We start from the raw sequence: 21,199 nt of genomic DNA, 5'->3' as shown, positions 1-21,199 counted from the left end.
ACCGTTCGGGCGGAGGGGGCACCGGGGCCGCCGGGATCGGCCGGATCCCTTGACGCAGCCGCCAGTCATTGTCACATTCATCACTGGCAACTTTCGTATGTGGCTTCGCACTTCGGATACCGGAATCGGATACCGGAGACGGAACTGGTCGGAGGGTGGCGGTCGGTATGACGAGCTCGGTGAGCAGCGCTGAACTGCGCGGATTCCGGGAGACCCAGCGGCTCGCGTACGACTGCGCGGAGGCGGTGGCCGCACGGCTCGCCCCGGGGGTGACCGAGCGCGAGGCGGCCCGGATGCAGCGGGAGTGGCTGCGCGAGCGCGGCGTCCGCGACTGGTTCCATCTGCCCTTCGCCTGGTTCGGCGACCGTACGGCCTTCACGGGCTTCCGGGTGCCGCTGGAGTTCTTTCCCACCGCTCGGCGGCTGGAGCCGGGGATGCCGTTCATCCTCGACCTGGCACCGGTGTACGGCGGCTTCACGGCGGACGTCGGCTACTCCGGCTGCCTGGGCGCGAACCCGTTGCACGACCGGCTGCTCACCGATCTCGCCGCCCATCGCGAGCTGATCCTCCGCGAGGTGCGCGAGCGCCGCCCGCTCCGGGAGATCTACGAGGACGTGGAGCGCCTCATGGCGCGCCAGGGCTACGTCAACCGCCATCGCGCCTATCCCTTCGGGGTGATCGCGCACAAGGTGGACCGGCTGCGGGAGCGCCGCTGGTCCCCACGGCTGTTCGGCTTCGGCACCCAGGCCCTCAAGGGCCTCGCCTCCGACGCCCTGCGCGGCCACCGGGAGGGCTGGTCACCGCTGTGGAGCCCCAATCGCCGCTCCGACCACCCGCCACGCCCCGGTCTGTGGGCGGTGGAGCCCCACCTGGGCTTCCGGGGCACGGGGGTGAAGTTCGAGGAACTCCTGGTGGTCACCGACTCACGGGATCCCGAGGAGAGCGCGTTCTGGCTGGACGACGATCTGCCGCATGTGCGGCGCCGGCAGGAGGAGAGGACGGCCGTATGAGCCTGGAGAGCGAGGGCGCACGAGAGCGCCGGATCACCACGGGCGGGATCGAGCTGTGCGTCCAGGAACTGGGCGACCCCGCCGACCCCACGGTGGTGCTGCTGCACGGCTACCCCGACAGCAAGGAGATCTGGTCCGAGGTCGCCCGGCGGCTGAGGGACCGCTTCCACGTGGTGCTCTACGACGTGCGGGGCCACGGCCGCTCCACCGTGCCGAGACCGCTGCGCGGCGGTTTCACCCTGGAGAAGCTCACCGACGACTTCCTGGCCGTCGTGGACGCCGTGAGCCCCGACGCGCCCGTGCACCTGGTCGGGCACGACTGGGGATCGGTGCAGGGCTGGGAGTTCGTCACCGTCGAGCGCACCGAGGGCCGTGTCGTCTCCTTCACCTCCGTCTCGGGACCGTCCCTGGACCACTTCGGGCACTGGCTCAAGGAACGGGCCGCACGGCCCACCCCGCGCCGCGCCCTCCAGCTCCTCGGCCAGGGGGCCCGCTCCTGGTACGTCTACGCCCTCCACACCCCCGTCCTGCCGGAGGCGGCCTGGCGCGGCCCCCTCGGCAAGCGCTGGCCCAAGCTGCTGGAGCGGCTGGAGACCCTGCCGCCGCAGACCCCGGCCGGCTACCCGACGGCCTCCCTCCCCAACGACGCCGCCCACGGCGCCTGGCTCTACCGCGACAACGTCCGGGCCCGGCTGCGCCGCCCCCGGACGGACGCCCACGCGCATGTGCCCGTCCAGCTGATCACCCCGACCGGCGACCCCTATCTCTCCGAGCGCCTCTACGACGACCTGGAGCGCTGGGCCCCCCGGCTGGTGCGGCGCACCCTCACCGCCGGGCACTGGGTGCCCCGCACCCGCCCGGACCAACTGGCCGCCTGGATCGGCGAGTTCATCACTTCCCAAGAGACCGCCCGCCACGAGGGCCTGCCCGCACGGGTGCCCACGGGCAAGGGCCCGTACGCCGACCGGTTCGGCGGGCGGCTGGTGCTGGTCACAGGGGCGGCGAGCGGCATCGGGCGGGCCACCGCGTTCGCCTTCGCGGAGGCCGGGGCGCGCATCGTCGCGGTCGACCGGGACGCGGAGGGCGCCGTCCGCACCGCCGAGCTGGCCCGGCTGACCGGGGCCCGGGACGCGTGGGCCGAGTGCTGCGACGTCTCGGACGAGCAGGCCATGGAAAAGCTGGCCGCCAAGGTCGCCGCCGAGTACGGCGTGGTGGACGTGCTGGTCAACAATGCCGGCATCGGCTTCTCCGGCTCCTTCATGGACACCTCCACCGACGACTGGCGCAAGGTCCTCGACGTCAATCTGTGGGGCGTCATCCACGGCTGCCGGACCTTCGGCAGGCAGATGGCCGAGCGCGGACAGGGCGGCCACATCGTCAACACCGCCTCGGCGGCCGCCTTCCAGCCGACCAAGGCCCTCGCCGCGTACGCCACGTCCAAGGCGGGCGTGCTGATGCTCAGCGAGTGCCTGCGGGCCGAGCTGGCCGGACAGGGTATCGGGGTCAGTGCGATCTGCCCCGGCATCGTCAACACCGCCATAACGACGAGCGCGGGCTTCGCGGGCGTCCCGGAAGAGGAACAGCGACGCCTCCAGGAGAAGACCGCCCGCCTCTACGGCAAGCGCAACTACCCGCCGGAGAAGGTCGCCGAGGCGATCCTCCGGGCCGTGGCCGAGGACCGTGCCGTGGTGCCCGTGGCTCCCGAGGCGCACGGCATGCGCTTCATCTCCCGCTTCGCACCACGGCTGGGCCGCCGCATCGCGCGTTTCGACCCGCCCCTGTGAGCGAGTCCCCGCTCCGGGCGGATCCCCGTAGCGTGCGACCACCGCCCCCACCAAGAGTGATCTCCCGTTCCATAGGAGCGCCTTCATGAGAGACCGATACCGAATAGCCCCTCGGCGTGTGTCGTTCGACTGGCGGGACACGCCCCTCCACTGGATCCCGGACGAGCCCACGGCCACCCATGTCATCAACGTCCTCCACCTCCTGCTGCCCGCCGGTGAGCGGTGGTTCGTCAAGGTCTTCAAGGAAGCCCTCCCCCTGGTGAGTGACGAGGCGCTGCTCAAGGACGTGAAGGGCTTCATGGGGCAGGAATCCACCCACAGCGTTCAGCACGCCTATGTGCTGCGACACCTCGCCGAACAGGGTCTGGACACCGGCCCGTACACACAGCGCGTCGACTTCCTGTTCGACGTCCTGCTCGGCGACCGTCCGCCGTTCGGCCTGCGGATCCCCGAACAGGAGTGGCTGCGCTTCCGGCTCTCCGTGATCGCCGCCGTCGAACAGTTCACCGCGGTGCTCGGCGACTGGGTGCTCCGGGCCGACTCCCTCGACGAGGCCGAACCCGACCCGGTGATGCTGGACCTGCTGCGCTGGCACGGCGCCGAAGAGGTCGAACACCGGTCCGTGGCATTCGACATGTACCAGCACTGCGGCGGCCCGGATCCCGCGCGCTACGCCCGCCGGCTGCTCGGCATGGCGATCACGGCGCCGGTGCTCTTCTATCTGTGGGGCTGGGGCGCGGGCTATCTGATCCGCCACGACCCCTGGCTGGCGGGCCGACTGCGCTACTCGCTGCGCGAGCACAACCGGGCCGTCACCAAGGGCCTGCTGCCCTCCTGGCGAGAGCTGGGCTCGGCCGTCCCCCGCTACGCGCGGCGCTCGTACCACCCCTCCCAGGAAGGGTCGCTGCGCAAGGCCCTCGACTACCTGGCGACCTCGCCCGCGGCCCGCGCCGCGGCGGGCGCGGTAGGCCGGGCGGCCCTCTCGTAAGCCGTCCCCCGACGGCGGCCTTCTGTAAGGAGCACCCCTGTGCCGGAAGCGGAGTACCGGATCGAGGACCTGGCCCACCACAGCGGAACGACCGTCCGCACCATCCGCGCCTACCAGGACCGCGGACTGCTGCCCAAGCCTGAGCGGCGCGGCCGGGCCAACGTCTACCGGGACACCCACCTCGCCCGGCTCCGCCAGATCGGCGGACTCCTCGACCGCGGCTACACCCTCGCCAGCATCAAGGAACTGCTGGACGCCTGGGCCACCGGCCGCGGTCTTGGCGGGGTGCTCGGGCTGGTCGCCGAGATCGACGGCCCGTGGTCCGACGAGGAACCCGGCCGGATCACCCGGGCCGAACTGGACGAGCGATTCGGCGGGACCCAGGACGACGAGGCCGTCGCGGACGCCGTCGGCCTCGGCATCCTGGTCCCGCTGCCCTCCTCGCCCGGGGGGTTCCTGGTGCCCAGCCCCCGGGAGCTGGCCGTCGCCGCCGAGCTCCACGCGGCCGGCGTCCCCCTGCGCGCCATCTCCGGGCATCTGCGTGAACTGCGTACCCAGGTCGAACACATCGCCTCCCGTTTCCTCGACTTCACCACCGAGCACGTCTTCCAGCAGTTCCTCGGTCATCCCCCCACCGACGAGGAAGCCACCGAGGCCGCCTCCCTCGTCCGCCGTCTGCGTCCCCTGGCCCAGCAGACCGTCGACGCCGAACTCGCCCGCGCGATGCGCACCTTGGCCACCCGCCACCTTCACCAGCACCTGGAAACGTGGGCACCGGAGGCCGCCCCGAGCGACTCCACCGAGGTCGGCCGCGAGCCCACCACGGAGCGGATGACACCGCCCACCGAGAACCAGCAGCCCGCCATGGAGCAGGTGACCTTGCCCGCCGCGACCGTAGGGTCCGTCCGGGCGCTCGTCGGGTCCGGGAACGTCGCGGCCTTCATCACCGCCGCCGCCGAGCGGGAGGTACAGGCCCGCGTCATGGACGGCCTTCTTCCCCGCCCCTGAGGCCTAGGCGGGCCGCCCGGAGCCTGTGCCCTCAGCGGTCGGCGAGCCAGTTGTCGTGGAAGCCGTAGGGCACTCGCCGGGGCAGATGTATCGCGGCGACGGGTGGCGCGGCGAGATCGTCGGCGTCGAGTACGACCAGGTCGCTCCGGTCGGTGGCGGCGTCGTACACATAGGTGAGCAGCCAGCCCGGCCCGCCCGAGCGGTTGTCCGCCGGCGCGAAGGCCGCCTCGGCCGGGACGCGCCCGGGCCCGAAGGTGTGCCGGGCGACGGATCCGGTGCGCAGGTCGTAGCGGAGCAGCTCACCGGCGGCCCGGCCGGCCCCCGGGCTCTCGCCGACGGTCACATGCCCGTACCGGGCGGAGTGCCCGGCCAGCCGTTCGTCGATCCGGGGGAACTCGCAGGGCTGGTCGTCGAGTTGCTCCTCACTGACCGTGCCCCGGGTCAGATCGACGGTCCAGCGCCACAGCACGGGCCGGGCCGGTCCACTGTTCTCGTCGGCGAAGAGTCGCGGGTAGCGGATGACGTGGAACACGATCCGCTCGCCGTCGGCGTGGCTCTCGTCGGACGCGTTGAGCGCGTGGAAGACATAGCAGGGCTCGATCGGCAGCCAGCGGACCGCGCCGTGCGTAAAGGTCGAGGTACGGACCCAGCGGTTGCGGTAGGAGGTGGCCCTGCCGCCTTCCAGGCGCACCCCGTGGATCATGCCGTCGCCGAGGAACCAGTGGCCGGAAGCGGCGTCGTGGGGATTGGGGCCGTTGCGCAGGTACCAGCCGCTGAGCTCGGGCGGGATCGTCCCGGTGATCGGAAGGTCGTGGGCGGTGAGTTCCTCGGTCACCGGCGCGAAGTTGCCGGCGAGATGGGCGGGTGCGGTCGTCATCGTGCGGTCTCCTTTGAGGCTCTCGTCGAGGGGTTCCCGTCGGGGTTCTCGTCGTGGTTCTCTTCAGCGGCCCGGACCCGCTCATGGGGCGCGTCCGGACCCTTTCCACGTCCGGGCCCTTTCCGCGTCAGGCGGCGCCGCGCGGGGCCATCCGGGCCCGGACCCGCTCGGGGTAGCGGGCGGTGAACACCGCGGGCAGCACGAATCCGGCGACCTGGAGCGGGACGGACACCCCGGCGCCGAGGCCCTCGGCGTAGACGGCGGTCAGCGCGGCGGCCGTCAGTGTGAACGCCACGGCCCAGACGGCGGTGATCACCACATTGATCCGGCGGAAGATCGCGGTACGCCATACCTCCGGCGGGGTCTGGCGCTTGGCGATGCCCGTGGTGAAGGGGCGCCCGACGGCCAGGGTGGCCCACGCGGTCACGGCGAGCCAGCCCAGCGAGAGGGCACCGCCGTAGTGCCGCAGCTCACTGTGCGGGAGGGCGAAGGCCACGGCGGCGAGGGCGACGAAGAAGACGACCGTGCTGATCTCGAGGATCAGCGAGTCGGCGGTGGCGCCCGCCCGGCGCTCTGTCGCCAGCAGCGCCACGGCCACCGCCAGAGCGGTCGCCGCCCCCCACTGCCAGCCGAGGGAGGAGACGGCCGCGAAGGCGATCCAGGGGGTGAAGCCGCGCAGATAGTTCATGGAGATCTCCCTCAGACGATCCGGCCAGACCCTTGACCGGCCCACCCGTGCGTCGGCCTCGTCGACCGACATTCCAATTTCGACATGTCAAAGCTAGAAGGTCCTGCCTTGACGTGTCAAGAGTGGAATGTAGGGTGGGCTCATGAGCCTGAGACACGCGCTGCTGGGTCTGCTGTCCGACCACCCCGCCAGCGGATACGACCTGATGAGGCGCTTCGAGACCTCGCTCTCCAACGTATGGCCGGCCACCCAGAGCCAGGTCTACGGCGAGCTGGGCAAGCTCGCGAAGGGCGGATTCCTCGAAGTCGCGGCGGAGGGCCCACGTGGGCGCAAGGAGTACGCCATCACCGAGGAGGGCCTCGCCGAGCTGCACCGCTGGCTCACCGAGACCCAGCCGGAGCGGATGCGCCGCAGCGAGGCGATGCTGCGGGTCTTCTTCCTCGACCAGCTCACCCCGCTGGAAGCCTTCACCTACCTCTCCACCGAGGCCGAGCGGGCCGCGGGCCGGCACGAGGCCCTGGAGGGGCTGAACAAGTCCGTCGAGTGGGACGACGAGCCGCTGTCGGTCAACGGCCGCCTCGCCCTGGAGTACGGCCTGCGCTTCACCGCCATGTACGAGGAGTGGGCCCGCTGGGCGGCGGCGCAGATCGAGGCCCGCTCCGGGCAGCGACTGGCATCCTCAGAGACCGGGGGCGCCCCAGACCGGGAACCAGCGCCCCAGGTCCTCCTCGATTCGCAGATCGTCGGCGAGCAGAGCCCTGACCTGTAGTTCCAGCTCGTTGTCCCGCTTGTCCGCCACGACCGCCCCGTCCCCGTCGGCCACCGGCGCGAAGGGGTAGAAGGTGCCTCGCTTGTAGAGGTAGACGAGGGCGAGCGGGCGCCGTCCCTCGTCGCGGAAGCCCATCAGCGAGCAGAGCAGCTGGGGCCCGAAACCGCCTTCCTGGAGCAGGGTGTTCACCGCGTGCAGGTCGTTGACCAGGGCGGCCGTGTCGTCCGCGGGCCGACGCGCCAGCAGCCAGGTGTATCCGTAGGAGTCCCGGCTGAACTCCACGGGCTCGCCGCCCCGTTCGGCGTCGGCGTCCAGCAGTTCCCCGACGTCCCGCCGGATCCGGTCGAACGCCCCTCCCTCCACACTCGCGAAGCACACCGAGCCCAGCCCGGTCGGGGTGAACCCGGCACCGGCCCGCAGCGTCACGGCGGCGGAGGGCAGGGCGAACAACTGGTCGAGATCGGGCCGGACCGGCTTGCTGCGGCCGAGGATCACATCAAGGAAGCCCACGGGCCACGTCTCCTCCGCGTCGGTCGGTCACCTGTCACGGGCGGCCGAGCTGGGCCGAGATCCGCCCCAGCTGGTCCAGCCGCTGTTCCAGCGTCGGGTGCGAGGACAGCAGTTGGCTCAGGCTGTCCCTGCTGAGAGCGGGCGCGAAGTAGAAGGCGTTGAAGGGCTCGGCCTGCCGCAGATCGCGCGTCGGAATGCGGGCCATCTGCCCGGTGACCTTGGTCAGCGCGGACGCCAGCGCCGAGGGCCGGCCCGTGAGCAGGGCGCCCGCCCGGTCGGCGGAGAGCTCTCGGTAGCGCGACAGCATCCGGGTGAGGAGGAAGCTGATCGCGTAGACGACGGCGCTGACCAGCGGCACCAGCACCATGATCAGAGCCGTGTTGGCGTCCCGGCCGCCCACCCGGCGCAGGCCGCCCCACAGCCCGATCCGGGTGATGATCCCGGCCAGAACGCCCAGGAAGGACGCGATGGTCATCACGGCCACATCGCGGTGCGCGACGTGGGAGAGCTCATGGGCCAGGACACCTTCCAGCTCCTCCGGCTCCAGCCGCCGCAGCAGCCCCGTCGTCGCGCAGACCAGGGCGTTGCGCTGATCGCGTCCGGTGGCGAAGGCGTTGGGCACGTCGCTGTCCGCTATCGCCACGCGCGGCTTGGGCATGTCGGCAAGCGCGCAGAGCCGGTCGACGGCGCCGTGCAGCTCGGGCGCCTCCTCCGGGGAGACCTCCCGGGCGCCCATGCCGAAGGCGGCGATCCGGTCGCTGAACCAGAACTGGGCGACGAACAGGCCGCCCGCGAGGACCAGGACGAACGGCCAGGCCCCGCGCAGCAGCGCCACCAGCACACCCACGAAGACCACGTAGAGCAGCCCGATGAGGAACATCGTGGCGACCATGCGGGTGGTCAGCCCCCGGTCGGGGGCGAATCGGGTCCCTTGCACGGCAGACCTCCAAGGCTCCGCGAGCACGCCCCCGTAGTGGAGCATGCCCCCCGGTAGGTGCCTCTGACCCGATTCTCCCTCTCCACCGCGCCTTTTGGGCGGGCTCCCCGCCCGCCCGTGGATGGACTCCCCGGTCAGGAGAGCTGTGCGAGGCCCTCCGTGGCGATCTTCTCGAAGACGGCGACGTCCGCCGCGAAGATCGAATCGGCGATCGGCCAGTGCACCACGATCTCGTCGATGCCCAGCTCCGCGTGCGAACCCGCGAAGTCGACGAAGGCGTCGAAGGACTCCAGCGGCCGGTCCGGGGTGAAGCCGGTGAGCATCACCTTGGGCAGTTCGGCGACGTCCCGCCCGGCATCGGCGCAGATCGCGCCGAGCCGCTCGATCTGCCCGGCGATGGCCGCCCGGGACTGCTCCGGGGTGCCCGTCTCGTAGATCTTCGGGTCGCCCGTGGTCACCCAGGCCTGACCGTGGCGCGCGGCGAGCCGCATCCCGCGCGGGCCGGTCGCGGCGACCGCGAAGGGCAGACGGGGACGCTGCACACAGCCCGGGATGTTGCGGACCTCGTGCGCCGAGTAGTGCTCACCGTCGGAGGTGACCACGTCCTCGGTGAGCAGCCGGTCCAGCAGCGGCACGAACTCGGCGAAACGGTCGGCGCGCTCGCGCGGCGTCCACGGCGCCTGTCCGTCCCGCAGCAGCGCCGTGGCGTCGAAGCCGGAGCCGCCCGCGCCGACGCCGAGGGTGATCCGCCCGCCCGAGATGTCGTCCAGGGAGATGAGCTCCTTGGCGAGCGTGACCGGGTGCCGGAAGTTGGGGGAGGTGACGAGGGTCCCCAGGCGCATCCTGGACGTGACGCCGGCCGCCGCCGTCAGGGTCGGTATCGCGCCGAACCACGGTCCGTCGCGGAAGGTCCGCCACGACAGGTGGTCGTAGGTGTACGCCGTGTGGAACCCCAGTTCCTCGGCTCGCTGCCAGGATTCACGGCCGCCCTCGGACCAGCGGCGGTCGGGAAGGATCACGGTGCTCAGTCGCATGACCCCGAGCGTAGGCGCTGGGTGCGACAACCGGGCCACGGGGGAGACCGGCCGGCGGCTCCCGGCTCAAGACCGCGCCTCGTACGCACGCTCGTACGCATGTCCGCGGCACGTGCCCGAGAATAAGAAATGTGACTTCCGCTACCGAGCAGCCCGAGACCCCGGCCACGCGCCGCGCCGCCGCGACCACCCGGCTGATCGCCACCGATCTGGACGGCACCCTGCTGCGGGACGACAGGACGGTCTCCGATCGCACGGTGGCGGCCCTGGCGGCCGCCGAGGAGGCGGGCATCGAGGTCTTCTTCGTCACCGGGCGCCCGGCCCGCTGGATGGACGTCGTCCGGGACCATGTGCACGGTCACGGCCTGGCGATCTGCGCCAACGGCGCGGTGGTCGTCGATTTCCACGACGGCGGCCGGTTCGTCAAGGTCCGCCCGCTGGAGTCCGGCGCCGCCCTCGCGATCGTCCGCGCGGTGCGCGCCGCGGCCCCCGGTGCCTCGTTCGCGGTCGAGCGCACCTCGGGCATCCACTACGAGCCGCACTACCCGCCCTTCCAGACCGACCCGTACGCGTCGATCGCCCCGGCGGAAGAACTGCTGAACGGCGGCGACGGCCACGGCCCCGTCGTGAAGCTGCTCGCCTTCCACCCCGAGCTGGCCCCGGACGAGTTCCTGGAGCTGGCCCGGGCCGTGGCCGGTGAGCACGGCGTGTTCACCCGCTCCAGCCCGACGGCCCTGCTGGAGATCAGCGGCCCCGGCGTGAGCAAGGCCAGCACGCTGGCCCAGTGCTGCGCGGAGCGCGGCATATCCCCCGAGGAGGTCGTGGCGTTCGGTGACATGCCGAACGACCTGGAGATGCTCGGCTGGGCCGGCACCGCCTACGCCATGGCCAACGCCCATCCCGAGGTCCTCGCCGCCACCACGCTCCGCACCGCCGCCAACACCGAGGACGGCGTGGCCGCGGTCATCGAGCAGATCCTCCACGGCCTGCCGTAGCCCTCTCGGCACCCGGTTCCGGTCCCGGACGGCGGGTCTCACCCGGACGGCGGGTTTGAACCCCGGCCCGCGGCCTACAGGACGACCCCGCGTGCCCGCAGCCACCGCACCGGGTCGACGGCCGAACCGAAGTCCGCCGTCGTACGGACCTCGAAGTGCAGATGCGGACCCGTGGAGTTCCCCGTGGTCCCGGTCAGCCCGATCCACTCGCCCGCGCGGACCTGCCGTCCCGGGGTCATGAGCGGCGCCGACAGATGCGCGTACTGCGAGTACCAGCCGCCCTCGTGCCGGATGACCACGCTCATCCCGAACGGCCCGCCGCACCCGGTGGCGACGACCGTCCCGGCGCCCACCGCCCGGACAGGGGTGCCGGTGGGGACGGCGAAGTCCTGCCCGGTGTGGCCGTTGGCCCAGTGGGCACTGGTGCCGCCGAAACCCGCCGTGAGCTCGTAGGCCACCAAGGGGCGCGTCCAGCCGCTCCGTGAGACCTCCGGCGGGCGGTTGGCGGCGTCCTGGGTGTCCTCCTGCTCGCTCTGGAGCCCGTCGAGGTCGACCGGCATGCAGCGGCCGCTGCGGATTGCCATGTCCGCCATGGTGTTCAGCTCGCCCCGCGCCTTCGCCAGCCGCTCCTCCAGGGCGGCCTTCTCCACCCGCAGCCGGGCGGCGTCCTCGGTGAGCGCCTGCAAGGAGGTCGTCGTCGACAGCCGGTCCGCCGCCAGCGTGCGGCTCCTGCCGTCGGCCTCGATCAGTATCCGGGCGAGCCTCTCCCGCCGGTCGGTCTCCTGGTACTGAAGCTCCAGTAGTTCCAGGGGCTCGTCGGCGAGCGCGGTACTGCCGGGGGCGGTGAAGCCCCCGGTCCGGTACTGCGCCCGGGCCACGGCTCCCGCGTCACGGCGCAGGGTGACGGTGGCGAACCGCTGGCCCGCCCACTGCCGGGTGAGCCACTCGCCCCGGGCCCTCTGGTCCTTCGCCGCGCGTACCCGGAGCTCGTAGCGCTGCCGGAGCCGCCCGGCCTCCCGTGCCAGCCGGACCACCTCCGTGCCGACGCGCACCAGCCGCTCGGGGGCGTGGACGGCGGAGGACGGTTCGGCGGCGACAAGCGGGAGGGTCAGCACGCAGAGCGCGCACAGCGCCGCGCCCTTGTGCGCCCGCCCGTACGAACCGCTCGAACGTCTCAAACGTCGAGAACGGTGAATGCGACATGTGCGATTTGAACGCAGCAGCATGTTCGCGATCTTCACTGGCGTACCGGCCGGGCGCGCCCGCGGAAGACCGTTCGGAGGAACTCAGCCACCCACAGGGCCGTAGTCAGGGCCTACAGGGGCGCTTCCCACACCACCCTCGTGCCGCCCCCGTCCTCGCCCAGACCCGGCCCGTACGAGCTGGACCCGCCCAGCGACTCGGCGCGCTTGGCGAGGTTGCGCAGCCCGCTGCGGCGGCCGCCCTCCGGGATGCCCACCCCGTCGTCGGAGACGGCCAGCCGGACTCCTTCCCGGCCGTCCGGCAAGGTGATCGTGGCGTCGACCAGCACCTCGATACGGGACGCCCGGGCGTGCCGGAAGGCGTTGGAGAGCGCCTCCCGCAGCGCGGCGATGAGGTTCTTGCCGGTGAGCTCGCCGACCTTCGCGTCGACCGGGCCGACGAAGTTCGCGGAGGGCTGGAAGCCGAGCGGCACGGCCGCCGTGCCCAGCTCGCGCAGCACGCGCGTCCGCAGCCCTGCGGGCGCCTCCGTGGGCTCCTGCTGCAACGCGAAGATGGCCGTGCGGATCTCCTGGATGGTCACGTCCAGCTCATCGACGGCCTGTCCGACCTTCGTCCGCACCTCGGTCTCGGCGGCGAGCCGCTGGGCGCCCTCCAGCAGCAGCCCGGTGGCGAACAGCCGCTGGATGACGAGGTCGTGCAGGTCGCGGGCGATCCGGTCGCGGTCCTCGTAGACGGCCAGCCGTTCCCGGTCGCGCTGGGCCTCGGCCAGGACGAGCGCGAGGGCGGCCTGCGCCGCGAACTGGGTGGCCAGGACGCGCTCGGTGGCCGTGTACTTGCGGGCGCCGCGCCGCCGGGGGATGGCGAGCGTGCCGAGCACCCGGTCACCGCTCTTGAGCGGCAGCAGCATGCTCGGGCCGAACCGCGGGGCGACCTCCGTGATCATGCGCGGGTCGGTGGCCGAGTCGTCGACGAACACCGGCTCCCCGGCGAGGAGCTGGGCGACGACGGGGCTGTGCGGCGGTATCACCGTCCCCATGAGGCCGGCGGGGTCCTCGGCGGAGACGACGACCATCTCCAGCCCGCCCTCGCCGTCCGGCAGCAGCACGATGCCGGCGGACGAGTCCGCGAGGCGACGCGCCTGTTCCGCGACGACCGCGAGCGCGTCCTCGGCGTCACTGCCCGAGAGCAGGGCCGTCGTCACCGCGACCGAACCGTCGATCCAGCGCATGCGCTGCCCGCGTTCCTCGTGCACGCGCGCGTTGCCGATCGCGATGCCCGCCTCGGTCGCGAGGATCTTCACCATGTGCAGGTCGGCGACGCCGAACTCGCCGCCGCCGCGCTTCTCGGTGAGGTAGAGGTTGCCGAAGATCTCGCCCCCGACCCGGATAGGCACACCCAGGGCGTGGCGGCCGTCGGGAAAGGCCGCGACGCGCTCGTACTCGTCCTCGGTGACCCCGTGGGTGACGAAGTCCGACATCCCCTCGCCACCGGCGTCGAGCACGCCGATGGCGGCGCACCGGGCGTCGGCGAGTTCGGCGGCGGTCCGGCAGATCCGGTCGAGCGTGGTGTGGAGCTCCATGCCGGTGCCGACCGAGCGCATGGCCTCCAGCAGTTGCGGAACACGCCCGGTGAGCTCCGTGGACAGGCCTTGGAGGCTGCGGGTGGCCTCCGTGGCGACGTCCAGCGAGTCCATCGGCCCCCGGTCGGGCACAGCCCCCCGAGGATCCCGGTCCTGCGGGTCGGAGGGGTGCGCCGTCGCTGCCATGGGGCCGAGCCTAGTAAGCACCATTTGCCGGGGAAAGCGCCATGAGGCTGGTGTCCGCCGCCGCTTCCCGTGCCAGCGCCCGGCGGAAGGGCCCGGGCGCCTCCGCGAGCTCTTCGTACGCCCCTCGCTGCACCACGCGCCCCCGTTCCAGCACGAGTATCTCGTCGACGGCCGCCAACCCCGCGAGCCGGTGCGTGATCAGCACCGTCGTACGGCCTTCCGTCGCCGTCAGCAGATCGGCCGTCAGGGCATCGGCCGTCGCCAGGTCGAGGTGCTCGGCGGGCTCGTCCAGCACCAGGACCGGGAAGTCCGCCAGCAGGGCCCGGGCCAGAGCCAGCCGCTGCCGCTGGCCTCCGGACATCCGCGCGCCGTGCTCGCCCACCAGCGTGTCCAGCCCCTGGGGAAGGCCGTCCACCCACTCCAGCAGCCGCGCCGCCCGCAGCGCCTCACGGAGCTTCCTGTCGTCCGCGCCGGGCCGCGCGAGCCGCAGGTTCTCGCGGACCGAGCTGTCGAAGATGTGGGCGTCCTGCTCGCACATGCCCACCAGCCGCCGCACCGCGTCCCCGTCCATCTCCGCCGCGTCCCGCCCGCCGAGGGTGTACGAACCGGCCTCCGCGTCCAGGAACCGCAGCAGCACCCGCGCGAGCGTGGTCTTGCCCGAACCGGACTCCCCCACCACGGCGACCCGGCGGCCCGCCGTGAGCTCCAGCGCGAAGCCGTCCAGGGCCGGGACGGACTGCCCCGGATGGCGTGCCGTCAGCCCTGTCACACGCAGCGGGAACGGCGACTCCGGCGCCGCCCCCGACCCGTCCCGTACGGGCACGGGCGCGTCCAGCACCTCGTACACCCGCTCCGCCGAGCGCCGGACGCGCTGGCGGTACTGCACCGCGAGCGGCAGCCCCGCGACCGCCTCGAACGCGGCCAGCGGGGTGAGCACCACCACGGCCAGCCACACCCCACCCAGTCGGCCGTCGTGCACGGCGTTCGCTCCCACCCATGCCGAGACGGCCACGGTCAGCCCACAGGCCAGGGCCGACAGGCCGGAGCCGAGGGCCGTCGCGGCGGAGGCCCGCCGGGCGATCCGGGTGAGCGCGGCGTCGGCGCCCCGCAGCCGCTCCAGCCGGCCGGGCAGGGCACCGGCGACCGTCAGCTCGGCGGTGCCGTTCAGCACCTCGACCACATGCGTGGACAACTCCCCGCGCGCGGGCGCCAGTCTGCGCTCCGCACGCCGGGCGACCGCTCCGGACATCGCGGCCGCGACCGGTCCGGCGACCAGCAGCCCCACCGCCAGCGCCGCACCGGCCTCCGGCAGCAGCCACGCCGTGAAACCGACCGACACGGCACCGACGAGCACGGCCGCGCCGAGCGGCAGCAGCCAGCGCAGGAAGTAGTCCTGCAACGCGTCCACATCGGCGACCAGCCGCGAGAGCAGGTCACCGCGCCGGGTGTCCCGCAGCCCCGACGGAGCCAGCCGTTCCAGCCGCCGGTAGACCGATACGCGCAGCTCCGCGAGCACGCGCAGGGCGGCGTCGTGCGAGACCAGCCGCTCGGCGTAGCGGAACACGGAACGGCCGATGCCGAAGGCCCGCGTCGCCGTGACGGCCACCATCAGGTACAGCACGGGGGGGTGCTCCGAGGCGCGGGAGATCAGCCATCCGGAGACGGCCATCAGGCCTACGGCACTGCCCAGGGCCAGGGCGCCCAGCAGCGTGGCGAGGGCGAAGCGGCCCCGGTACGGGGTGGCTGCGGCCCGGACTCGGGCCAGGATTCCCGCGCTTCGCGCGGGGGCATGCCCACCCGCCCGCCCGTCACCCGGAACCGGGTCGGCAGCCACGGGACTCGCCGGCATGCGGTCCGGCCCCCTGCGAACTGGCCGACCGGCAACGGGCTGTGATGCCTCCAAGCCCACCACCCGGTCCGCCACCGCCAGCAACGCCGGGCGGTGTACGACCAGGACGACCGTGCGTCCGGCGGACAGCCGTCGTACCGCCTCGACCACCGCCGCCTCGGTCTCGCCGTCCAGCGCGGCCGTGGGCTCGTCGAGCAGGAGTACCGGCCGGTCGGCCAGGAACGCCCGGGCCAGCGCGAGGCGTTGCCGCTGCCCGGCGGACAGCCCGCTCCCGTCCTCGCCGAGGCGAGTGTCAGTGCCCTGCGGCAACATGGAGACGAACTCGAGCGCTCCGGCCGCGCGCAGTGCCTCCCGCACCTGCGCGTCCGTGGCGCCGGGCCGGGCCAGCCGGACGTTCTCGGCGATCGTCCCGGCGAAGAGATGGGGTCGTTGCGGGACCCAGGCCACCTGGTCCCGCCAGCTTTCGGGGGAGAGCGATGTCAGATCCGAGTCACCGAGGAACACCCGCCCGCTCGTGGGCCGTTCGAGGCCCAGCAACACGTTCAGCAGAGTGGACTTGCCGACTCCGCTGGGTCCGGTCACCGCGACCGTCTCCCCGGGCCGGACCTCGAACGAGGTCTCGGCCAGCGAAGGCGTGGTGCGCCCGGCGTGCCGCACCACGAGCCGGTCCACGGTGAGCGCCGCGCCACGAGCGTCGGGGGCCGGGAGGGTGCCGGCGGGCACCGGCTCGGTCTCCAGCACCGCGAAGACCTCATCCGCGGCCGCCAGCCCTTCCGCCGCCGCGTGGTACTGCGCGCCCACCTGCCGTAGCGGCAGATAGGCCTCCGGGGCCAGGACCAGCACCATCAGCCCGGTGTAGAGGTCGAGTTCGCCGTGGACGAGCCGCATGCCGATGCCGACCGCGACGAGCGCGACCGACAGGGTGGACAGCAGCTCCAGCGCGAAGGAGGAGAGGAAGGCGAGCCGCAGGGTGCGCAGGGTGGCCCGCCGGTAGTCGGCGGTGATCGCGCGGATGGACTCGGCCTGCGCCTTGGCCCGGCCGAACACCTTGAGGGTGGGCAGCCCCGCGACGACGTCCAGGAAGTGGCCGGACAGCCGGGACAGCAGCCGCCACTGCTTGTCCATCCGGCCCTGGGTGGCCCAGCCGATCAGGGCCATGAAGAGGGGGATGAGGGGAAGCGTGAGGACGATGACGAGCGCCGACACCCAGTCGGCGGAGACGATCCGGGCGAGGACGGCCACGGGCACCACGGCCGCGAGACCCAGCTGGGGGAGGTAGCGGGCGAAGTAGTCGTCCAGCGCGTCGATTCCGCGCGTGGCGAGGGTGGTCAGCTCGCCGGTGTTCCGGGTGCCGGGGCCGAGCCTGGTCGCGTGTTCGAGCAGTCGGGTCCGCAGGGCGGACTTGACCGCCGCGCTCGCGCGGTGCGCGGCCAGTTCGGTGAGCCAGGCCGCCGTCGCCCGGCCGAGGGCGACGGCGGCCAGCAGCGCCAGGGGCAGCACCAGGTCGCGGGCGGTGAGCCCGCGTTGGAAGGCCCCGGTCACCACCTCGGCGACGAGCATCGCCTGGGCGATGACCAGGCCCGCCCCGGCCAGCCCGAGCACGACCGAGGCGGCCAGGAAGAAACGGGTCGCGGCGGCGTGCCGCAGCAGTCGGGGGTCGACGGGCTTCACGACACGCCCCGCCTCAGTGCGCGGCCGGGATGTGCTGGGTGCCGATCCGCTTGCGGAACACCCAGTACGTCCAGGCCTGGTAGCCCACGATCACGGGGGTCATGAAGCCCGCGACCCACGTCATGATCTTCAGCGTGTACGGGCTGGAGGAGTCGCTCACGGTCAGGCTCCACGCCGGGTCGGACGAGGAGGGCATGACGTCCGGGAAGAGCGCGAGGAAGACCATCGCGAAGACGGCCACGACCGTGACACCGGACAGGGCGAACGCCCAGCCCTCCCGGCCCGCCCGGTTGAGGACCAGGGCCGCGAGCAACGCCACCACCGCGACGACGGCCGCGGGCAGGCTGCGTCCGTTGCCGGACTCCGCCTGCGTCCAGGCCAGGAAGGCCGCGGCGAGCGCCACGGCGGCCAGGCCGTAACGGACCGCGTGGGCCCGGGCCCGGTCCCGGATGTCGCCGACGGTCTTGAGCGCGGCGAAGACCGCCCCGTGGAAGGTGAACAGCACCAGCGTGAACAGGCCGCCCAGCAGGGCGTACGGGTTCAGCAGGTCGAGCACGTCACCGGTGTAGTTCTTGTCCGGGCCGATCGGCACCCCGCGCACGATGTTGGCGAAGGCGACGCCCCAGAGGAAGGCGGGCAGCAGCGAGCACCAGAAGATCGCGTTCTCCCAGTTGCGCTGCCAGCGCTCCTCGCTGCGCTTGTGGCGGTACTCGAAGGCGACGCCGCGCACGATCAGGCAGACGAGCACGGCCAGCAGCGGCAGGTAGAAGCCGCTGAAGAGGGTGGCGTACCAGTCGGGGAAGGCGGCGAAGGTCGCGCCGGCCGCGGTGATCAGCCAGACCTCGTTGCCGTCCCAGACGGGGCCGATCGTATTGATCAGTACCCGGCGTTCGGTGCGGTCCTTGGCCAGCGTCTTGGTGAGGACGCCGATGCCGAAGTCGAAGCCTTCGAGGAAGAAGTAGCCGGTCCACAGGACGGCGATCAGCAGGAACCAGAAGTCGTGGAGGTGCATGGCGGGTTCTCCGTTCCACCGCGAGCGTCAGCGCGCGAAGGTCACGCGTCGGTGCGCGAGGTCACGCGTCAGAAGGTCACGTGTCAGTACGCGAAGGTCATCGGCTTGTCGGCGTCCTCGGGCAGCTCCGCGCCCCGGTCACCGCCCGGCATCCGCAGCCGGGGGTCCTTCGCCGGCGGCTTCTCGTCCGTGTCGGGCCCGGCCGAGCCGTACTTCACCAGCAGTTTGACCTCGACCACGGCGAGGATCGCGTAGAGGGCGGTGAAGACGGTCATCGAGGTGATCACCTCGCCCTGGCTCGCCCCCGGCGAGACGCCGTTGCCGGTCTTCATCAGCCCGTAGACGGCCCAGGGCTGGCGGCCCATCTCGGTGAAGATCCAGCCGAAGGAGTTGGCGATCAGCGGGAAGCCCATGGTGAGGATGCCGATGCGCCAGGACCACTTGGTGAAGAAGGGGCTCATCTCGCGCGTCCGCGTGAGCATCAGACGCGGGATCTCGTCCTCCCCGACCCGGTACTCGGGCGCGAGCCAGAGCTTTCGGCGGGTCGTCCACAGTCCGATGAGCGCGGCCACGAAGGAGGTCATCCCGAAGCCGATCATGAGGCGGAAGCCCCAGAAGGTCATGAAGATGCTGGGGATGTAGTCCTTCGGCTGCCCGCCGTAGCGCGCGGCCTCCCGCGCGGCGATGTCGTTGATGCCGGGGACGGGGTCGGAGAAGTTGCTGTGGGCGAGGAAGGACAGCAGACCGGGGATCTCTATCTCGACGCTGTTGTGCCCCTTGCTGACGTCGCCGACCGCGAAGACCGAGAAGGGCGCCGGCGACCGGGTGTCCCACAGGGCCTCGGCGGCGGCCATCTTCATCGGCTGCTGCTCGAACATCACCTTGCCCAGCGAGTCACCGCTGAGCGCCGTGCCCATTCCGGCGATCACCGCGATCACCAGGCCGACGCGCAGCGAGGCCAGCATCGCCGGCAGCTGCTTGCGCTGCTTCTCGCCGAGCTCCTCGCCCTTGAGCTGCTTGCGCTTGGCGCGCCAGAGGTGGAAGGAGGCCACACCGACGACGAACGCCGCGCCGGTGAGGAAGGCGGCGGTGAGGGTGTGGAAGACGACGACCAGCGTGGTGTTCTGCGTGAGCACGGCCCAGATGTCGGTGAGCCGGGCCTTGCCGGTCGCCTTTTCGATGCTGTAGCCGACCGGGTGCTGCATCCAGGAGTTGGCGGCCAGGATGAAGTACGAGGAGAGGATCGTGCCGACGGCGACGATCCAGATGCACGCACAGTGGATCTTCTTGGGCAGCTTGTCCCAGCCGAAGATCCACAGGCCGATGAAGGTGGACTCGAAGAAGAAGGCCAGCAGGGCCTCCATCGCGAGCGGCGCCCCGAAGATGTCCCCGACGAAGCGCGAGTAGTCCGACCAGTTCATCCCGAACTGGAACTCCTGGACGAGCCCGGTGACCACACCCATCGCGATGTTGATCAGGAAGAGCTTGCCCCAGAACTTCGTGGCGTGGAAGTACTTCTCCTTGTCCGTACGGACCCAGGCCGTCTGGAGGCCGGCCGTGATCGCGGCAAGGCTGATCGTGAGCGGTACGAAGAGGAAGTGGTAGACGGTCGTGATGCCGAACTGCCATCGCGCGAGTGTCTCGGGAGCCAGAGCCAGATTCACCGGGGTCTCTCCTTGCCTCTTGCATCGTCGGCAGCGCGTGCAGCCGACGTTATGCCCTTGTATGTCCCAGTTAAAGCAGGACATAAAGACAGAGATTGTGAACGCGTTCACATTCACAAGCATTATGGCGCACCCGCTTTTCGGACAAACAAGGGGGGTACCCCCTTCGGCCCTGGTGCGAAGGGGATACCCCGGTTCCGTACGGTCGGTCGGGCCAGCCAACCGGCCCGCCGGCGGCTACAGCTCCTTGCGGAACTCCTCGGCCACCCGCAGGAAGATGTCGTTCGCCTCGGTCTCGCCGATCGTCACGCGCACCCCGTCCCCCTGGAACGGCCGGACGACCACGCCCGCCCGGTCGCACGCGGCGGCGAAGTCCAGAGCCCGCTCCTTCAGCGGCAGCCAGACGAAGTTGGCCTGTGAGACCGGCAGCGTCCAGCCCTGCCCGGCCAGCGCCTCGACCACCCGGGCCCGCTCGGCCACCAGCGCGTCCACGCGCTCGCGCAGCGCGTCCTCGCTGCGCAGCGATGCCACGGCCGCGTCCTGGGCCACCTGGCTCACGCCGAAGGGCACCGCCGTCTTACGGAGCGCCGCCGCCACCGGCTCGTGCGCGATCGCGAAGCCGATGCGGAGCCCGGCGAGCCCGTACGCCTTGGAGAAGGTCCGCAGCACACAGACGTTCGGCCGGTCCCGGTAGAGGTCGATGCCGTTGGGGACGTTCTCGTCCCGGATGAACTCGATATAGGCCTCGTCCAGGACGATCAGCACATCGCCGGGGACCCGGTCCAGGAACGACTCCAGCTCGGCCCGGCCCACCACCGTGCCGGTGGGGTTGTTGGGGTTGCAGACGAAGATCAGCCGGGTCCGCTCGGTGATCGCGGCGAGCATCGCCTCCAGGTCGTGCGCCGCGTCCTCGGTCAGCGGCACCTCGACCGGGGTGGCCCCGGCGATCCGGGTGATGATCGGGTACGCCTCGAAGGAGCGCCAGGCGTAGATGACCTCATCACCAGGGCCAGCCGTCGACTGGACCAGTTGCTGAGCCACTCCCACCGAGCCGGTGCCGGTCGCCAGGTGCGACAGCGGTACGCCGAAGCGCTCGGCGAGCTCGGCCATCAGCCCGGCGCAGGCCATGTCGGGGTAACGGTTGAGGGTGGAGGCCGCTTCGACAGCGCTTTCCAGCACCCCCGGGAGCGGCGGATAGGGGTTCTCGTTGGAGGAGAGCTTGTAGGCGACGGGGCCACCGGGGGCCGCCGGCTTGCCCGGCTTATAGGTCGGCACGGCCTCGAGCGCGGCGCGCAGCTTCGGGGTCTTCTCGTTCACCGCGGGTCCTCCTCCACCTCTGACGGGACACCTCTGCCGGGACACCCCCGTTCGGGACACCCCGGATGGGAATCCCATGGGAATCCTGATCGGAATACTGCACACCTTATGAGGATTG

Annotated in this window: 17 protein-coding genes; 6 read left to right on the top strand and 11 right to left on the bottom strand. The window is 71.8% G+C overall.

The window, feature by feature from the left end:
- Positions 1-167 precede the first annotated feature (167 nt).
- The 4 genes from RM609_RS22935 (at position 168) to RM609_RS22920 (ending at position 4,790) form a co-directional block, all read left to right on the top strand.
- The gene (locus RM609_RS22935; protein ID WP_311613399.1) at positions 168-1,010 is read left to right on the top strand and encodes a M24 family metallopeptidase; all 843 of its coding nucleotides are present in this window, start codon (positions 168-170) and stop codon (positions 1,008-1,010) included.
- Positions 1,007-2,794: an SDR family oxidoreductase gene (locus RM609_RS22930; protein ID WP_311613398.1), complete on the top strand. Its 1,788-nt coding sequence runs from the start codon at positions 1,007-1,009 to the stop codon at positions 2,792-2,794. The genes RM609_RS22935 and RM609_RS22930 overlap by 4 nt, the downstream gene beginning before the upstream one ends.
- 85 nt (positions 2,795-2,879) lie before the next feature.
- Positions 2,880-3,782, top strand: a complete 903-nt coding sequence (locus tag RM609_RS22925) for a metal-dependent hydrolase (RefSeq protein WP_311613397.1) — start codon at positions 2,880-2,882, stop codon at positions 3,780-3,782.
- 39 nt (positions 3,783-3,821) lie between these two features.
- Complete coding sequence (locus tag RM609_RS22920) at positions 3,822-4,790, top strand: MerR family transcriptional regulator (protein ID WP_311613396.1); 969 nt, start codon at positions 3,822-3,824, stop codon at positions 4,788-4,790.
- A 31-nt stretch (positions 4,791-4,821) separates the two neighbouring features.
- Here RM609_RS22920 and RM609_RS22915 read toward each other — a convergent pair whose 3' ends face one another.
- Positions 4,822-5,667 (bottom strand): carotenoid oxygenase family protein, encoded by an 846-nt coding sequence (locus RM609_RS22915; protein ID WP_311613395.1) that lies wholly within the window; start codon positions 5,665-5,667, stop codon positions 4,822-4,824.
- Between the two features lie 127 nt (positions 5,668-5,794).
- On the bottom strand, positions 5,795-6,355 hold the full coding sequence (locus RM609_RS22910) for a hypothetical protein (protein WP_311613394.1): 561 nt from the start codon (positions 6,353-6,355) through the stop codon (positions 5,795-5,797).
- Positions 6,356-6,497: 142 nt separating this feature from the next.
- On the opposite strand from RM609_RS22910, the gene RM609_RS22905 reads away from it, so the two are divergent.
- A complete protein-coding gene (locus RM609_RS22905) occupies positions 6,498-7,124 on the top strand; it encodes a PadR family transcriptional regulator (RefSeq protein WP_311613393.1) in 627 nt (208 codons plus the stop codon).
- Here the strand turns inward: RM609_RS22905 and pspAB are convergent.
- The 3 genes from pspAB to RM609_RS22890 all read right to left on the bottom strand — a co-directional run bounded on the left by pspAB (position 7,035) and on the right by RM609_RS22890 (position 9,605).
- A complete protein-coding gene (pspAB, locus tag RM609_RS22900) occupies positions 7,035-7,634 on the bottom strand; it encodes a PspA-associated protein PspAB (RefSeq protein WP_311613392.1) in 600 nt (199 codons plus the stop codon). The genes RM609_RS22905 and pspAB overlap by 90 nt on opposite strands.
- A 34-nt stretch (positions 7,635-7,668) precedes the next feature.
- Positions 7,669-8,571 (bottom strand): zinc metalloprotease HtpX, encoded by a 903-nt coding sequence (gene htpX, locus RM609_RS22895; protein ID WP_311613391.1) that lies wholly within the window; start codon positions 8,569-8,571, stop codon positions 7,669-7,671.
- A 134-nt stretch (positions 8,572-8,705) separates the two neighbouring features.
- Entirely contained in the window at positions 8,706-9,605 is a 900-nt protein-coding gene (locus tag RM609_RS22890; RefSeq protein WP_311613390.1) for an LLM class flavin-dependent oxidoreductase, read from the bottom strand.
- 131 nt (positions 9,606-9,736) lie between these two features.
- Here RM609_RS22890 and RM609_RS22885 point away from each other — a divergent pair, with 131 nt between their 5' ends.
- Positions 9,737-10,600 carry an HAD family hydrolase gene (locus RM609_RS22885; protein ID WP_311613389.1) on the top strand — a complete coding sequence of 288 codons (864 nt, stop codon included), beginning with the start codon at positions 9,737-9,739 and terminating at the stop codon, positions 10,598-10,600.
- A gap of 74 nt (positions 10,601-10,674) precedes the next feature.
- On the opposite strand, the gene RM609_RS22880 is transcribed toward RM609_RS22885, so the two are convergent.
- The 6 genes from RM609_RS22880 to hisC form a co-directional block, all read right to left on the bottom strand.
- The gene (locus RM609_RS22880) at positions 10,675-11,778 is read right to left on the bottom strand and encodes a M23 family metallopeptidase (protein WP_311613388.1); all 1,104 of its coding nucleotides are present in this window, start codon (positions 11,776-11,778) and stop codon (positions 10,675-10,677) included.
- Positions 11,779-11,915: 137 nt separating this feature from the next.
- Entirely contained in the window at positions 11,916-13,496 is a 1,581-nt protein-coding gene (locus RM609_RS22875) for a GAF domain-containing protein (protein WP_311613478.1), read from the bottom strand.
- Positions 13,497-13,578: 82 nt separating this feature from the next.
- Positions 13,579-17,088, bottom strand: coding sequence for a thiol reductant ABC exporter subunit CydD (cydD, locus tag RM609_RS22870; RefSeq protein WP_311613387.1), 3,510 nt, complete (start codon positions 17,086-17,088; stop codon positions 13,579-13,581).
- 13 nt (positions 17,089-17,101) lie between these two features.
- The gene (gene cydB / locus RM609_RS22865) at positions 17,102-18,100 is read right to left on the bottom strand and encodes a cytochrome d ubiquinol oxidase subunit II (protein WP_311613386.1); all 999 of its coding nucleotides are present in this window, start codon (positions 18,098-18,100) and stop codon (positions 17,102-17,104) included.
- A gap of 83 nt (positions 18,101-18,183) precedes the next feature.
- Positions 18,184-19,764, bottom strand: coding sequence for a cytochrome ubiquinol oxidase subunit I (locus RM609_RS22860; protein ID WP_311613385.1), 1,581 nt, complete (start codon positions 19,762-19,764; stop codon positions 18,184-18,186).
- A 237-nt stretch (positions 19,765-20,001) separates the two neighbouring features.
- The gene (hisC, locus tag RM609_RS22855; RefSeq protein WP_311613384.1) at positions 20,002-21,081 is read right to left on the bottom strand and encodes a histidinol-phosphate transaminase; all 1,080 of its coding nucleotides are present in this window, start codon (positions 21,079-21,081) and stop codon (positions 20,002-20,004) included.
- Between the last annotated feature and the right edge of the window lie 118 nt (positions 21,082-21,199).

Origin of the sequence: Streptomyces hesseae (assembly GCF_031845785.1) — a bacterium.
GTDB lineage: Bacteria > Actinomycetota > Actinomycetes > Streptomycetales > Streptomycetaceae > Streptomyces > Streptomyces hesseae.
Note: the sequence above shows the minus strand (reverse complement) of the source record. Positions and strands in the feature narration are given on the sequence as shown.